The organism is Tepidibacillus fermentans (assembly GCF_004342885.1).
GTDB classification, from domain to species: Bacteria; Bacillota; Bacilli; order Tepidibacillales; family Tepidibacillaceae; genus Tepidibacillus; species Tepidibacillus fermentans.
The window spans coordinates 17072-33201 of the sequence record NZ_SMAB01000018.1; the positions used below are offsets into that span (position 1 = coordinate 17072).

General features: G+C 36.1%; 13 protein-coding genes and 4 tRNA genes. All 17 read right to left on the reverse strand.

Annotation, left to right across the window (positions count from 1 at the left end; genetic code table 11):
* Positions 1–28: 28 nt before the first annotated feature.
* A complete protein-coding gene (locus EDD72_RS09985; RefSeq protein WP_132769901.1) occupies positions 29–952 on the reverse strand; it encodes a protein kinase domain-containing protein in 924 nt (307 codons plus the stop codon).
* The gene (locus EDD72_RS09990; protein WP_132769904.1) at positions 936–1667 is read right to left on the reverse strand and encodes a VWA domain-containing protein; all 732 of its coding nucleotides are present in this window, start codon (positions 1665–1667) and stop codon (positions 936–938) included. Before EDD72_RS09990 ends, EDD72_RS09985 begins: the two co-directional genes overlap by 17 nt.
* 67 nt (positions 1668–1734) lie before the next feature.
* A complete protein-coding gene (gene spoIIE / locus EDD72_RS09995; protein WP_132769906.1) occupies positions 1735–4227 on the reverse strand; it encodes a stage II sporulation protein E in 2493 nt (830 codons plus the stop codon).
* Positions 4228–4735: 508 nt separating this feature from the next.
* A tRNA-Val gene (locus EDD72_RS10000) sits at positions 4736–4811 on the reverse strand.
* 250 nt (positions 4812–5061) lie between these two features.
* Positions 5062–5136 (reverse strand) — tRNA-Glu (locus tag EDD72_RS10005).
* A gap of 9 nt (positions 5137–5145) precedes the next feature.
* A tRNA-Met gene (locus EDD72_RS10010) sits at positions 5146–5222 on the reverse strand.
* Between the two features lie 40 nt (positions 5223–5262).
* Positions 5263–5338 (reverse strand) — tRNA-Met (locus EDD72_RS10015).
* A 190-nt stretch (positions 5339–5528) separates the two neighbouring features.
* On the reverse strand, positions 5529–5954 hold the full coding sequence (locus tag EDD72_RS10020; protein WP_132769908.1) for a S1 domain-containing RNA-binding protein: 426 nt from the start codon (positions 5952–5954) through the stop codon (positions 5529–5531).
* Between the two features lie 94 nt (positions 5955–6048).
* A complete protein-coding gene (locus EDD72_RS10025) occupies positions 6049–6348 on the reverse strand; it encodes an FtsB family cell division protein (RefSeq protein WP_165895051.1) in 300 nt (99 codons plus the stop codon).
* A gap of 25 nt (positions 6349–6373) precedes the next feature.
* The gene (yabQ, locus tag EDD72_RS10030) at positions 6374–6949 is read right to left on the reverse strand and encodes a spore cortex biosynthesis protein YabQ (RefSeq protein WP_132769912.1); all 576 of its coding nucleotides are present in this window, start codon (positions 6947–6949) and stop codon (positions 6374–6376) included.
* Positions 6946–7233, reverse strand: coding sequence for a sporulation protein YabP (gene yabP, locus EDD72_RS10035; RefSeq protein ID WP_132769914.1), 288 nt, complete (start codon positions 7231–7233; stop codon positions 6946–6948). The genes yabQ and yabP overlap by 4 nt, the downstream gene beginning before the upstream one ends.
* Before the next feature lie 90 nt (positions 7234–7323).
* Positions 7324–7590, reverse strand: a complete 267-nt coding sequence (locus EDD72_RS10040; RefSeq protein ID WP_132769916.1) for an RNA-binding S4 domain-containing protein — start codon at positions 7588–7590, stop codon at positions 7324–7326.
* A gap of 4 nt (positions 7591–7594) precedes the next feature.
* On the reverse strand, positions 7595–9067 hold the full coding sequence (gene yabN, locus EDD72_RS10045; protein WP_132769918.1) for a bifunctional methyltransferase/pyrophosphohydrolase YabN: 1473 nt from the start codon (positions 9065–9067) through the stop codon (positions 7595–7597).
* A gap of 10 nt (positions 9068–9077) precedes the next feature.
* Positions 9078–10718: a putative polysaccharide biosynthesis protein gene (locus tag EDD72_RS10050; protein WP_132769920.1), complete on the reverse strand. Its 1641-nt coding sequence runs from the start codon at positions 10716–10718 to the stop codon at positions 9078–9080.
* Between the two features lie 179 nt (positions 10719–10897).
* Positions 10898–11440, reverse strand: a complete 543-nt coding sequence (spoVT, locus tag EDD72_RS10055; protein WP_132769922.1) for a stage V sporulation protein T — start codon at positions 11438–11440, stop codon at positions 10898–10900.
* Positions 11441–11599: 159 nt separating this feature from the next.
* On the reverse strand, positions 11600–12550 hold the full coding sequence (locus EDD72_RS10060) for a peptidylprolyl isomerase (protein WP_132769924.1): 951 nt from the start codon (positions 12548–12550) through the stop codon (positions 11600–11602).
* Complete coding sequence (gene mfd / locus EDD72_RS10065; RefSeq protein WP_132769926.1) at positions 12543–16088, reverse strand: transcription-repair coupling factor; 3546 nt, start codon at positions 16086–16088, stop codon at positions 12543–12545. Before mfd ends, EDD72_RS10060 begins: the two co-directional genes overlap by 8 nt.
* Positions 16089–16130 lie beyond the last annotated feature (42 nt).

Here is a 16130-nt window from a genome sequence, read left to right on the forward strand (position 1 = left end):
TATCCTCTTTCAAACGGCGCCCCCCAAACTACCCTAATTCTAGGAGAAAATAAATGGAAACGGCGAAGAACAAAAGAGATAAGGAGAATAACCATTCGACCCACTTCCATTTTCTTTCTTCTAATGACTGAGTATGACGTAACATTGGTTCAACTTGAAGAATGGCTTGTTCTACTGTGATTATTTCTCCATCGATAATTTTTTTTAGTATAGGTATTACTCGTCTTAGCTTTTTAATCTTTGGTATTATATCACAAACCTCGTTTATATTTCGAGAATGACGAAAAATTTGCAATAATTTATTTTTTCCTAATCCTAATTGGATAAAAATCATGGTTGCAGAAAACAGGTCATAATGGGAATCTGCCAATCGATGCCCTTTTCGCCAACTTCCTCGATCATAGATTTCTGTATATTGACGAATCCCTTCAAAAAATACAGTTACACCACCATAATCGACAAAAGATATTTCCCCACTAAAAGGATCTACTAATAAATGTTCTGGTTTTAAATCACCACAAGCAAAACGTTGACAATGGAACTTTTGTAACATTTTTAACAAACGATAAAAAGTATAGGTATAAACCACTTCATTTTTCCCATATAGAAACTGTTCCAATGGTAACCCTCTTTTATAGGTCATCACATAAAAAGGGAAAATTTCAGCTTCTTGGTTTTCATAATCATCGATATCAAATAAGGAAAACCCAAGGCTTAGTCCTTGGGCTTCATTTAAACGTTGAATCATTTGAATCTCATAACTAAAGGTAACCGTGTCCAAAACTATTTTCATAGCATATTGTCTACCTTGTGACTCAACTAAATATACTTGACCATTTTCCCCTAAACCAAGGAGGCTAATTACCCGATATTGCTTTCCGTTCCATTTCCCCTTAATGAGTGATCCAGCTTTAAAATCGTTAGATTTATCTCGTTTAGATAATAAATTCATCTAATACTCCTCTTTGTCTTTGATCAATATTTTTCATAAATGGGAGCATATATTCTAAACTCGTTAATAAGGCTGGACCTGTTGGCGTATTTCCATTAGGAATGAGCTTAGAAATAATCGGGTTTATTTTTGAAATCTCCGTTGTCCAAGGTAAGACAATATCAACGATATTTTCGATTCCAGGGAAAAAGGCGATGGCAATTTGACTATCGCCTGCTCTTGAATGGATGCTTAACTGAAAATCATAAATGGCTTCTTTTAATTTTTCCATTTTTCTTGACATGCTTGCGCTACGATCGACTAATAGTAAAATTTTTAAATGACTATATTCGGAGAGCTGATCGATGATTTTCCCAACCTCTATCCGTTCATTTGGGGGAAGGGAATCATAAGAGCGGTGCTGGAGAATTTGCATCAATTGCTGATTGATCACTTGTTGTATCGTATAATTCATCGTTTTTTTCGTAAAAAGCTCTATCGTCTTTGCGACTTGTTCGACTTGAACAATTTGGCTATAACCACCGCCTGCTTTTGCTATTGCTTCAATTTCTGTTATCCCTTGAACCCCCGTTTTTTGATCATCCGTGATTCCAATGACATGAATAATGACCCCATCTTTATAAGCAATTTTTGCTGCTTCAATAGGTGATATTCCCGAATTCGAATACCCATCCGTAATTAAAATAATTTGTTGAAAAGTAAGCTGCTTTCTCATTCTTTTCCTTTCCCCCCAATCGTTTTATTACATTCATTTCCAGATGGAGGGAAAGATATACTTTTTTCTATTGAATCATTTTTTCTCGTTCAATTCGTTTTATTCCAGGAATCTTAATTGTCGCCCACTCCGGTTTGTACGTATCAATTTTTGATACAACAACAGTCATATCATCAACAATGCCTCCTTGTAAAGATCGGATGACTTTTTCTATTAGCAGGTCAGCAAATTCTTGCGGGACATCCGTCTCGATTTCCTGAATCATTCGTTTCATCCATAATTCCTTATTTACAGCATGATTTGCCGAATCATAAATACCATCCGTCATCATGATCAAGAGATCTCCTGGCTTTAAATCTTGTCCAACACTATCAATATCAATATCTTCCATAATACCAACAGGTAAGTTATTGGCTGATACCATGATGACTTCATCACCACGTTTGATAAAACTTGGCGTAGATCCAACTTTTAAGAATTTGGTATATCCATTGAATAAATCAATAATGGCTAAATCAACCGTAGAGAAAATTTCCTCTTGAGAACGCAATAATAACACAGAATTAATCGTTTTAATCGCTAGTGTTTCATCGATCCCAGATTGTAATAGTTGTTGTAAGAGTTCTAATGTTGCTTTACTCTCCGTTTGGGCACGTTCACCATTTCCCATTCCATCACTTAATGCTACAGCAAATTTACCATTCCCAATTTCAATCGTACTAAAACTATCACCCGATAACCAAGAGCCGCCTTTCGCCACACCGGCAAATCCTGTATCCACTTCATAGTTTTTCGCTGAACGTAAATACATCCTACATGTTCCATCACTACTAAATTGGCAATCTTTATTGCTAACAACAATGTTTTCATTCAATACTTCAGAAATCAGTGGAGCAATCACCTTCGCGCACTCATCCCTACCATTACAATTCGGTTGACTCACCTCCATTTCTACATTTCCTTCATCCAGATTGACTATGTTGACATGGCGAATCGATAGCCCTAGCTGCTCCAAAGATTGATAGATTTGTTTCTCTTGAACACTTAGTTCCATTCCCTCCTTTTTAATTTCCTCTGCTAAATCCTTCATCACTTGTGAAACCCCATATAATTGATATGCAACCAATTGTCTACTTTCCTCTAATTGGTTTTTCCAATAAAGGTCATTTCCGTATTCTTCATAGATTCGATTTAATTCTGCTGTTGTTTTATCGTATTTGACACAATGATTTACCCATTCGACGGGAATATCCTTCTTTGCTAATTTACCCTTTAATTCAATATGGGTCATTACATCTGTCATAATTTTATAAGTCTTAAAGAATTCTTCATTCCAACATTTATTCTTCTTAAAACAATTTTGGCATTGCTTAGAGGCGACTTGACTCATAAAATGATCTAATTGTTCCGTTTCATCAATTTTTGGATTTGCCGAGATTTCTCGAAAACTATTCGCTAGTTGAGTAAACATTTTGGCATATTGTTCAATCTTGCTAGAAGTGATATTACGAATTTTTGCAACATATTCTTGATAATGATTTTGAAATTCAACGGTACCAGGGATAAATTTAGCAATATTTTTAATGAGCGTTTTTGGTGTAAAAATGAGAAGCAAGATCGCTACAGTCGATTCTCCAAAAGAAATCCAAATTTCACTCTGGTTTCCTAAATAAATGGATAAAATAGTAGTACCTAATATAAGTCCAAAAGCAACACCTAATTTATTGGCGTGTTTTAATAACCCTGCTAATAAACCTGAAAAGGCAAGTAAACTAATCTGGTAAATGGCATTCGGGTTAGATAAGCTCAAAATTAAACCCGTCACCACACCAACAGCTGAACCGATCGAACCACCCCCTACTAGGGCAAATAAGAGAATAAAATACCTAGAAGCAATATGTTCAATCGAAAAGTTTTGAACATGCCAACCTAGTGTACCTGTCATCACAGAAGCTAATAAAATAATTAAGGCGATTACTTCTTCCTGCTCTAATGAAACTTGCTCCCGATGATAAATGATGATCGGCATGGCTTGGACAAAGATCAATGTCAAAACAAAACCTAGTACAGATTCAATTCCCGCCAAAAAGTAGTCATAAATCTGGGAGCTATGATCATATAAATGGACTAGTACTTGCGGTAATAATATTGCCACGAAAGTAAGAAATGGCGTATAAGAAAGATCCGTCTTCCCTTTTGTGTCAAGCCATTTTTGTGTAAAAAAGAATATAATCATCCCAGCAAAGATTAAAGCCGCTTGATTATGTACGGCTAAATTAGCACCCAATAATATCGCAAGACTAATAAATAGAAGTTTTTCTCGTTTTAAATGGTACATGACAGCAAAGAAAGGAATCCCAAATGGGGATAATTCATTTAAAATCATTGCCCGGCCTAATAGAAAACCCATCATGATATAACCGATCTCCCATTTTCTAAACAAAAGATGAAATAATTGATTCAACTTTTGTTGAAATGATGATAAGATCCAATCCATAAACCAAGTAACTATTTCCGTTCGCAACGCTAACCCACTCTTTACATTAAGTTTTTCTAACATGAACGACACCACCTAAATCTCTTATTTGTGCCATTCATTATAAACAAATCGAATTATAAAATTTGTCAAAATTAGGATGTGAAAGATAAGTTTTTTCCGACAAATTCTTTCAGTACGACAAAATTGGAGTTTCATTTGGAAAAAGTCTTTACGATTATTGGTATAAAATTTGTCGATTTAATGAGAAACTTTTCTTATTCCGACAAAACTTTCAGAAAACAATTAAATTCTATCTTTGAAATATCCTATAGAAGAAAAAAATAATATACTTTTCTAAAAAATAGGCTTGTATGTTCTAACGCTGCTCCTAACCTTACGGCTTTCCTTGAATAAACGGTAAGTGGTAAAACTCGCTCGCTAAAGCACCCATATGGCACAAGTCACGCTATGCAACTAAAGTTGCAAGTCGTGCTATGTCGCAGCTTATAGAACATACAAACCATAATAAAAAAACACGTCTTCTTTGACGTGTTTCTCGTTTATATTTATGTAAATATTGATTATAAAATGGTGGACGATGACGGGATCGAACCGCCGACCCCCTGCTTGTAAGGCAGGTGCTCTCCCAGCTGAGCTAATCGTCCAAACGGTTTTCAGATGTCAGAAATCGGATGTCAGATTGAATGTTTTCCTTCGAAGTCGTTTTTTTCTCTGACTTCTGATCTCTAGCCTCTAATCTCTGTTATGGTGACCCGTAGGGGATACACTCACTTCGTTCGTGACTACGACATCGTATCGCTGCGTCGCTTTTCTCCTTGCTCTTCGTGTCTCCGACGTCCCCACGCTTGTTGTCACAAGCTGGTTTCGAATCCCTTGATCGAAGTATTGCAAGGATGGTGACCCGTAGGGGATTCGAACCCCTGTTACCGCCGTGAAAGGGCGGTGTCTTAACCACTTGACCAACGGGCCATATAGATATGGTAGCGGCGGAGGGAATCGAACCCCCGACCTCACGGGTATGAACCGTACGCTCTAGCCGGCTGAGCTACGCCGCCACATAGCTTGTACAATACTTCATTAGGATTTCAATTTGTTTGGTTGCGGGGGCAGGACTTGAACCTGCGACCTTCGGGTTATGAGCCCGACGAGCTACCAACTGCTCCACCCCGCGTCAGACAAAATTTATTATATAACGATTTTCTATTCATTGTCAACATATTTTATAATTTTTTTTTGAAAAAAGGGAACCTTGTGAGGAGCATTTCCCATAAGTTTCCCTTTTCACCATATCATAAAAAAGCACACAAAACATTCTTCTGAATTAAATCCTTAAATATATTTATATTATGATGTGATCGATCTTAACCCCTGCGGGCTCCACGACCACCTCTTTTTGAATCTGTGTTCTTCCTTAAATTCGAGAGACGCTCTTCACTATCTTTCAGAAATTTAGATAATTTCTCATCGAAACTTTCATTTGAATGCCTACGAGCTTGAGAACGAGCTGTTTTTGTTTGTTTTTCCTTTACTACGGTTGTTTGGCTAACTGGTTTTTCTTGAGCCTTCTTCATCGAAAGACCAATCTTTCCATCTTTTTCAACGTTAATAACTTTCACAGTGATAATATCATTCACTTTTAAAAATTCATTAACATCCTTTACATAACTATCAGCAATTTCTGAAATGTGAACGAGACCAGTTTCACCACTTGGCAGCTCCACAAATGCTCCGAAATGGGTAATACCAGTGACTTTTCCTTCTAATTTGCTGCCGATTTCAATTGACATGAACTACAAAATCCTCCTTAAGATTATAAAAAAATTAACTAATTGGATTATACCGAAGAGATTAAAATAATGTCAATAAGACGCTTACCCATTATTATTGTGGAGAAATAAAAATGAACTCACCCGGTTTTGATAAAAAATAATATTTCCTAGCAATTTCAGCAATATAATCATCTTTTTGTAATAACAAGATCTGTTTTTCTAATTCTTGCTTCTCTTTCTGTACATTTTGTTCTTGTACCTTTAATTTTTCGATCTTATCCTTTTTTTGTTGAATAACCGTCCATTGATTATATCCTGTATATCCTGCCCAAACCAAAAATAAAAATAGGATGAATAATACCCATTGAAGACGTTTTTTAGAGTTTTTCGTTCCTTGGTTGGTTTTGGCCACAACCATCACTCCCCATCGTCGATGTTTATGACTTTTTCCATCTAAATAACTTCTTCAATAAGGAACGAAATCCTGCTTTTTTCTTGATATTTGTCTTTATTTTTCGGCCCTGTTTTTTTGTTGTTTGATATAATTTGGCTGCGGGAGGTGTTAAAGATTTTTTAAAGAAGCGATAAATACCATATAGACTAGAGATAATAAAACTTCCAAGAACCAAAATCGACTTATAAAGAAAAATAATAGGTTTAATTATGATTAAATGGGTGATTTTTGCGATCAGTTTCCAAAGAGAATAGATGAATGAATAGATGATCAGCCAGAACCGAATCATTTCCTGACTGGTTGTTCGGTAATAAATCCACAAGCTGAACAAAAAGGCAAATATAATCGTAAATCGAAGTTGTCCATGGTTAATCCATAATAAAAGAGCAAAAATCAATAAAGCAGAAAATATACCGAAAAATAGATCAATGAGAAATACAAGCAAAGAAGGCAGCTTCATCTTTCCTTTTAAGACCCGATATCCATCAAAGAAAAAACCAATAAGGAAGCCACTCACGAACATAAATAGAATCGTTTGGAACTGCTGATATAATGTCACTTAAACAACTTGCCAAAGAATCCTTTAGCTTTCTCCTGACCATATCCTTCGTTTAAATACCCCATATCATCAATTAACCCTTCAATGGTTACTCTTCCCTGTTCTAAATCCAAACTTTTGATGTGTAGATTTTGCCCATGAATATGGAGATAGCCGTATTCTGTGTTTAACAAAAACTCTTCACTATCAAAACTTTCAACATCAATAACACCGGTAACTTGAAAATTCTCTCGGTTCATAATGATGATTTGGTGGCTACGGTCTTTCCGTGTTCGATCGTCCATATGAATACCCCCTTTTGGTACATCATATGGCTTGGCTTTTTTTTTTAGAACACAAAATTAGAATGTGAAAATAAAGGACCATTTTTATTATTAAAAAGATTCTGGTATTCTTTCTTCGCTAATGATCTCATACATTTCAACTGCATTTTCTTTTTTGCTACTCTCTAATAATTGCTTTACTTTCACTATCATGATTTTCTGTCCAAATTGTATACGAATGAGGTCACCTTCTTTTACATTGGAACTCGCTTTCGCTACGTTTCCGTTTATTTGAATTCTTCCTTGGTCGCTTACTTCTTTTGCCAGTGTTCTTCGTTTAATCAATCGGGATACTTTCAAAAATTTGTCTAAACGCATCAAATTAATCCCCTTTCCCCAACGTTTTCGCTTCATTCCATAGCTGGTCCATTACATCTAATGAAGCCTCATAAATATCCATCTGTTTTTCCTTTAATTGTTTCTCGATATATTGAAACCGTTTGATAAATTTCCGATTGGTCATCGCAAGGGCTGCTTCAGGATCTACTTTTAGAAAACGAGAAAGATTAATTACAGCAAACAAAAGATCACCCACTTCGGCCTGAAGATCAGCTTGATCGGCGTGTCTAATTTCCTCAATTTCCTCATCAATCTTTTGGTATACATCACGAATATCTGACCAATCAAATCCTACTTTAGCCGCCTTACTTTGTAATTTATATGCTTTCAAAATCTCGGGAAGATCTTTTGGAATCCCATCTAGTACCGATCGAATCTTTTCAATCCCTTTTTCCTCCCGTTCTTTTTCCTTCATTTTTTCCCAATGAACAAGAGCTTCTTCTGCCCTTTCCGCATTTTCGTTGCCAAAGACATGTGGATGTCTACGTACCAGTTTATCATTTAATTGCTTAATCACATCATAGATATGAAAATATCCTTCTTCTGAAGCCATTTGTGAGTGAAGCATCACTTGTAATAGTACATCCCCTAATTCTTCTTGCATATGTTCGATGTCTAATTGGTCAATGGTTTCAAGAAGTTCATAAGTTTCCTCAAGCAAATTCTTACGTATCGATTGATGAGTCTGAGCTCGATCCCAAGGACAGCCGTTTGGCATTCTTAACTGATTAATAATCTCCACAAGTTTTGAAAATTGGGAATGATGAACATCTGGAGAATCTGTTTTCCTTATAAAGATCGAGCTTAAATGATGGAACTCATTCGGATTACGGTCTAATTCATAAAGAGGAACTTCCTTCAATCGTTCTTTTCCCTTCATTCCCAAATTTGAAGCAATGATGACTGGCCAATCATCAGGATAAATTTCCATCAAAGTTAATTTTACATCAGAAGCAATCCATTGGTCATAAACTTGACCGATAATCATATGTTTTGAAGGTTGGATATCGTCCCGTTTCAGTGTTTCTCCGTTAAGAAACAGAAATCCCTCAATTGGATCAATTTTTAAGGAGCTAAATACAGCATCGAGAAAACTCTCTCCTCCAAGTAGTTCAATCTCGATATTGCTGTCGTGTTGCTCCAGTAAATATTGAACACTTTTTTCTGCTACCATGGGGTGACCAGGAACACCGTAAATCAAGTCATTCCCTTTTTTCGCCTCCCCTAGCAAGATTCTGGCAATCTCTTGATAAACATGATCATATTCTGAATGCTGATCGTACAACTCGTCAAAGGTTTGATACTGGATTCCTTCCTCATCCAAAAAGGAAACAACGGGATGGACCTTTGTTCGCAAATAAATATGCTTACTATTCTTCAATTTCTTGTAAATCCCTAAAGATAATTGATCTTCGTTACCAGCACCCAAGCCAACAATTGTAATTTTTGCTTTCATCGTTTTCCCTTCAATCCTTTAAAAATTTTAATAAATGAAGTTTTTCTATGATATATACGATTTTTGGTCCATATTTCGGTAAATAGTATAATTCGCTTTTCGTGATCGCCCCAGTGAATAATAAACCAAAGAAATAACTGATGATCCCGAAAAGGATGGAAATAAAAGTAACAACGGCCATTATTATTCTTAAAGAATTGAGATAATTCCCTAATAAAGCGATCACACTCCATCTTGTAAAGAAAACAAAGATCGCCATAATGAAGACAGAAATGATTATTTTCAATAAAAATTGAAGATAGATTCCATGATCATAATCATTACGAATCGCCAGTAAATTAAGTAATGCAGCGAAAGCATAAGCAAAAACAGTAGAGAAGGCAGCTCCGTGAATTCCAAAAATAGGAATAAGAGCTGTGTTTAAGACCAGTTTTACCAAAACGGCGATTAAAAGATACTTAGCAGGTAGAAAAACCCTCCCCAATCCATTTAATATCCCAGTAGAGATAATGGCTAATGCAGAAAACATAACAGTAAACGCTAATATCGCTAAGGATAATGACCCTGCATCATCTTTATAAAAGAAAATATTGATTGGCTGGGCTAATGTTGCCAAACCAACCGAAGCCGGTAAACCAATTAATATGGTAAAACGAATAGCTGTTCCAATATATTCAGATACATTCTTATGGTGATTTCTAACGATTGATTCAGAGATTGCAGGAACTAATGCTAGACTGAATGAGGGAGCAAAAAAGGTAGCAAATTGGATTAAAGGTTGAGCCCTTGTATAAACTCCAAATAAATTTTCTGCCTTTTTCAGCGATAAACCCATCAATTGCAAAAGATTAGAAATTGTAAAGGAATCAACAATACCAAATAGAGGATAAATGAGCGAACCGATTGCTACGGGTAGGGAATAATAAAGAATTTTTCTTACAATCTGCCAAACCGATTCCCAGTCTTCTAAATTAAATTCCATTTGATTCATATTATTTTGTTGATTCATCTTTCTCCAATATATGTTTAAAACGATGAAGCCAGCAACTGCACCTGTAAAAGCTCCAAAAGTAGCACCTGCACCAGCATAATATACTCCATATTGAGGGTTGTTCATGAACAAATAAGCTAAAACTAAAATGGTAATCACACGTACCAGTTGCTCGATCATTTGCGAATAAGCAGTTGGTACCATATTTTGATGCCCTTGAAAATAGCCGCGAATTGCTGCCATAATTGGTACGATCAAGAGCGCAAAAGAGACACTTTTTATCGCTAAGTCGAGCTCTGGATTACCCATTAGTTTTGCAATCGTATGGGAACCAAAAAAAAGAAAAAGAAAGACGAATAAACCTGAAAAGGAAAGTAAATAGATCGATACTTTGAGAACTTGCCTTGCTCCAGAGTGATTCTGTTGTGCTAGATGTTCAGCAACAATTTTGGAAATCGCAACAGGGAATCCTGCTGTTGCCAAAATTAAAACCATACTATATAACGGATAAACCTTATTGTAAACAGCAAGCCCTAGATCACCTGCAATGTTTTGAAAAGGTATTCGATAAATCGCACCTAGTAGTTTGGACAGAAAACCAGTAATTCCTAAGATTGCGATTCCTTCTACAAATGTTTGTTTATGCTTTTCTTCCTTCATATTTTCTCCCCTCAGTATGTAATCAAAACACAAACTGAACAATTATACAAGAATAACTTGCTTATTATAAATAGGTTTGTATTTACCAACGCGCTCCGTTGTCCCAGCGTTAGAACATACAAGCCGTTTCAGTTTTGCATGGAAAAAAGCAGGCATTCGCCTGCTTTTCCCACTTCTTCTTATTGTTCCATTTGTTTGGCTAAAAACGATGACGCGGTCTCAACCATCTTCACTTCAAGATTACCCATTTTGACGCCATCCTCTTTACTCAGTAGAATCACAGTACCTATAGGGTCACCAGCTGCAATAATTGGAGCCACAACATAAGAGGATAAACTTTCTGGGTTGTCCATGACAAGACTGACTTCTCCCCCATTTGTATCCACTATTGTCTTTCTTTGCTCCATACTTTCTTCTATAACCTGACCAATAGGCTTGTTCATGTATTCTTTCTTACTTGTTCCAGCTACGGCAATAATCGTATCACGATCTGAGATCAGTGTGATGGCGTTTAGGTTTTCATAAAGTGAGTCGGCATATTCCTGAGCAAAGTCGCTTAGCTCACCGATTGGAGAATATTTTTTCAGGATGACTTCTCCATCACGATCAACAAAAATCTCCAATGGGTCCCCTTCACGAATTCGTAATGTTCTTCGAATTTCCTTGGGAATAACAACCCGACCTAAGTCATCGATACGACGTACAATTCCTGTTGCTTTCATTCTATGCTGCCTCTCTTTCTTGTATATAAGAATTCCAATTTGGGGGTTTCGTAGTAACTATTATCCAGTATCTTTTTTTTGTGTTTTATATGTTGTTAAACTTTTCTTTTGTCTTGACCATAGTATTCATCCACTGCCAAATTATTATACAAGAAAGAATCATTTGGAATTTTTATCTTCTGGTAAATTCATTTTTGTAATGATATTTGGTAATTCCTTCGTCATGAAATTACTAAATTTTTGCTGAACTAATTGCTGTTTTATGATCGAAAGGTCATCATTATTTAATTGTTCAAACGTAGGAACTTTTCGACTGATCACTTTTATAATATGATAACCATATTGAGTCTTCACTGGCTTATCGCTAATTTTGCCAATCGGCTGTTTTAATACAGCATCTTTAAATTCTGGAACCCATTTTGCAACTGATTCATTTTCATAGGTGCCACCTTTGTCTTTGCTTCCTGGATCATCAGAATATTCCTTTGCCAATTTCGCAAAATCGCCACCGGCCTTTAATTTTGTCAAGACTTCATCCGCTCTTTTTTTCGCTTCTTCATCAGACCGATTGGTATTCCCAATTAAGATATGACTAACCGTTGCGATCGTAAAATCTTGTTGCGATTTTTCAAAGGCTTGTTTTAATTGGTCTTTTGTAATTTGTTTTTCAAAGTAAAGCTGTATACCAATTTCTCGTTTTAGAATTTCTTTAATATCATCCTCAGTAATCTTTAAATTCTTCAATTCCTTTTGATAATTCTCCTCAGATCCCACCATTTGCATCTTTTGTGCCTTTAGGTATTGAAACATGTTGTCTACATCTTGCTCATTTTGGGATGAGAGCTTTTCCTTTGTTCCTAGATATCGTTCTGCAATGAATTGTTGCAATAACTGTTTTTTTACATTTTGGTCTTTGATTTCATTGACCACCTGAGGGTTAATAAATTGAAGAACATTTAAATACTTATCAAAATCACTCTGAAGTACTTGCCCACCTTTATACTCTGCGATTACTTTCTTACTGTCCTGATTATTATTACAACCAAAAGCAGTCAAGATGACCACGACACTAAAAACGAATACTGTAATTTGTTTTATTTTTCTACTCATTTTGGGCTAAAGCTCCTTCCGTCTTTAAAGACTCTTGATACCTTTTTAGGAAATTCTCCATTAAACTTAACCACTGCTCTTGTGTTAGATTTTTGGTACTCACTTTGATTCCGATATGATGACCAGAAGAAAGTTTGATTCGATGGTTAAAATCGTTTGCAATTTGATAAAGACGATAACCGTCAATGACTTGATTTTGGTCAGGAGATACCTCTAGATGGATTTCTTGCCCTTCTTGTGTAATACGCTCTATGTGATATTGATAAGCATAAGCCTTAATTCTGGCAATCGTTAATAGGTTTCTTGTCGGTTGTGGAATATCTCCAAAACGATCTTCCAATTCTTCTTCAAGATCAAATACTTCTTCTAGTGTTTTCACAATGGCAAATTTTTTGTACATCTCGATTTTTTGCATCGAATCTTGAATATAATCTGAAGGAATATAAGCATCGACATCCAAATCGATTTGGGGCTCAATGGCTTTTTCTTCTTTTGGCTCACCTTTTAATTCATCGATTGCCTCTTTTAACATTTGACTGTATAAGTCAAATCCTACTGACGCGATAAATCCATGCTGTTCAGCACCTAGTAAATTCCCTGCTCCACGAATCGCTAAGTCCCTCATCGCAATCTTAAATCCAGAGCCAAGCTCAGTAAATTCTTTAATTGCTTGCAATCGTTTCTCAGCTACCTCAGTAAGGACTTTATCCCTTTGATAGGTGAAATAGGCATAGGCAATTCTATTAGAACGACCAACTCTGCCACGTAATTGATAGAGTTGAGAAAGTCCCATTTTATCAGCATCATAAATAATAAGCGTATTCACATTTGGAATATCAACGCCAGTCTCGATAATCGTAGTGCTAACAAGGACATCATATTCTCCATCCAAAAATTCTAGCATAATCTGTTCTAATTCTGTTTCTTTCATCTGTCCATGTGCTACTGCGACTTTCGCATCAGGCACAAGCATTCGGATTTGATCCGCCATCAACTCAATATTTTTTACCTGATTATAGAGAAAATATACTTGTCCTCCTCGGGCTAGTTCTCTTTCAATCGCCTCCCTTACCAGAGTTCCACTATATTCTACCACATATGTTTGCACAGGAAAGCGATTTTCTGGAGGAGTTTCGATCACTGACAAATCGCGAACTCCTAACATCGACATATGCAATGTTCTTGGAATTGGCGTAGCGGTTAAGGTAAGAACATCAACGTTTGCTTTTAACTCTTTTAATTTCTCCTTGTGTTTCACGCCAAAGCGTTGTTCCTCATCAATGATCAATAAACCTAAATCTTTAAACTGAACATCCTTAGATAACAAGCGATGGGTACCGATAACGATATCGACAATTCCATCTTTTAACTGTTTAATGACTTGATTTTGTTCCTTTTTTGATCGAAAACGACTGATGACATCAATCTTAATCGGATAATCTTGGAATCTTTCTTTAAATGTTTCAAAATGCTGTTGGGCTAAAATCGTCGTTGGTACTAAAACGGCAACTTGTTTCCCTGCAATGGCTGCTTTGAAAGCTGCGCGAATAGCCACCTCTGTTTTCCCATATCCTACGTCACCACAAAGAAGTCGATCCATTGGCTCATCTTTTTCCATATCACGTTTTACTTCTTCAATCGTACGCAATTGATCGGGAGTCTCTTGATAAGGAAATAATGCCTCAAACTCCTTTTGGTATTCATTATCCTTTGGAAAAGGAAATCCTTTTGAAGATTTACGCTTGGCATACAATTTGATCAAATCTTGGGCAATGTCTTTCACAGAAGCTTTAACTTTATTTTTGACTTTCGTCCATTCTGAGCCACCTAAAGAATAAACTTTCGGTTCTCGCTCTTCGCCCCCTACGTATTTTTGAACCAAATCGATCTGGTCGATTGGAACATATAATTTATCATTACCTGCATATTTAATATGAAGATAATCTTTATGAATTCCATTAATCTCTAGTGTTTCAATACCAACATACTTACCAATCCCGTGGTTCACATGAACGACGTAATCGCCAGCCTTAAGATCAGTATAACTTTTAATCCTTTCTACATTGGTCTGTTGCTGTTGGTTTACTTTTTTAGCTTTTCGTTGTTTTTGCGAAAAAACTTCCCCTTCTGTAATTAAGGCCAAATGAATACTACTCATTTCAAACCCTGATTGGAGATTCCCTTCGAGAATGATTGGCCGTGTCGTAAGTTGATTAATTTTGTTAGAAACAAGATCTACTTCGATTCCATAATCATAAAGAACTCGTTCTAGACGTTTTGCCCTTTCTAAATCAGCTGCAAGAAAAACAACGCTCGTTGCTGTTTTTCTCCAGCGTTCCATCTCTGACTTAAGCACATGCATTTGGCCATGAAAATTTTGCATATTACGGGTTACAAAATTCACGATATTTTGGGGACTGACATGAGGAACCTGTCGCAAAAACAAAGATAAATATAATCTGGGTTGACGTACATGGTTCATAATATCAGTAAAGGGTTGGTAAATCTGTAAGGACGGTAATGATTCCCCTTGATTTAATAATGTTAATTGCCAGTCATGGATTTCTTTTTCCACTTGTCTCACGGTTTCAATGATACGGCTTACTTCTTCAAAAATGATGACGCTATTTTCATCAATATAATCAAGTAATGTATAACCTTTTTTATACAAAGTTGATACATATTTATATAAACCACTAAAATAATATCCCTCTTTTAATTGTTCGATTTCCCAATTGATATTAGCTAGTAGTTTATCTTGAATAAACGAATCTTTAACCTTCGGCAAATGCTCTTTTAGAGCCTGTTCTACTTTTAATGCTGTCGCTAGGAATTCTTCTTTCGTGGCAACCCATTCTCTAGCAGGAGGAATGTCTATGCTCTCTACGTTTTCGATTGAGCGTTGAGAACCAGCATCAAAAATCCGGATTGAATCGATCTCAATATCAAATAATTCAATTCGGATAGGGTTATCCATGGCCAAAGGAAAGATATCAATAATACCCCCTCGTACACTAAATTCTCCTTTTTTCTCTACTCGATCAGACCGTTCATATCCAAGGAAAATCATTTTTTGCAGAAATTGATCGAAATCGATCTCCTGACCAACCTTTAAAGAAATCACTGCATTAAGGAAGTGTTCTTTTGGGGGCAAAAATTTACTTAAACCTATATAGGGAATAATATAGATCCCTTGATCACGATTTGCGAAATGTTGTAAGACATGAATCCGTTGCCCTAGAGTCTCAGGGCTTTGTGCTTCAATATCCGTAATCGTCAATTCATTGGCAGGATATAGGAACAATTGATTAGAATCGATCATTTCTGTTAAATCATCATAAACTTTTTGCGCTTGTAATAGATTATGTGTTACAACAACAATCTGACGTTTTTCTTCTGTATACAAACTCGCAATCATCAATTGTTTCGCAGAACCGCTTAATCCTGTAACCAATTGTTCTTTTAAACCCGATTGAAGTCCTGTTATGATCGATTGAAATTCATTACTAGAAGCGAATCTTTGTAAGAGAATATCCATAATATCCTCCTTTCCCTAGTATTTTCTGTCTATCAAATCTAC

Coding starts and splice junctions, on each gene's coding strand:
- EDD72_RS09985 (WP_132769901.1), bottom strand. CDS start 952: ATGAATTTATTATCTAAACGAGATAAATCTAACGATTTTAAAGCTGGA.
- EDD72_RS09990 (WP_132769904.1), bottom strand. CDS start 1,667: ATGAGAAAGCAGCTTACTTTTCAACAAATTATTTTAATTACGGATGGG.
- spoIIE (WP_132769906.1), bottom strand. CDS start 4,227: ATGTTAGAAAAACTTAATGTAAAGAGTGGGTTAGCGTTGCGAACGGAA.
- EDD72_RS10020 (WP_132769908.1), bottom strand. CDS start 5,954: ATGTCAATTGAAATCGGCAGCAAATTAGAAGGAAAAGTCACTGGTATT.
- yabP (WP_132769914.1), bottom strand. CDS start 7,233: ATGGACGATCGAACACGGAAAGACCGTAGCCACCAAATCATCATTATG.
- EDD72_RS10040 (WP_132769916.1), bottom strand. CDS start 7,590: ATGCGTTTAGACAAATTTTTGAAAGTATCCCGATTGATTAAACGAAGA.
- yabN (WP_132769918.1), bottom strand. CDS start 9,067: ATGAAAGCAAAAATTACAATTGTTGGCTTGGGTGCTGGTAACGAAGAT.
- EDD72_RS10050 (WP_132769920.1), bottom strand. CDS start 10,718: ATGAAGGAAGAAAAGCATAAACAAACATTTGTAGAAGGAATCGCAATC.
- spoVT (WP_132769922.1), bottom strand. CDS start 11,440: ATGAAAGCAACAGGAATTGTACGTCGTATCGATGACTTAGGTCGGGTT.
- EDD72_RS10060 (WP_132769924.1), bottom strand. CDS start 12,550: ATGAGTAGAAAAATAAAACAAATTACAGTATTCGTTTTTAGTGTCGTG.
- mfd (WP_132769926.1), bottom strand. CDS start 16,088: ATGGATATTCTCTTACAAAGATTCGCTTCTAGTAATGAATTTCAATCG.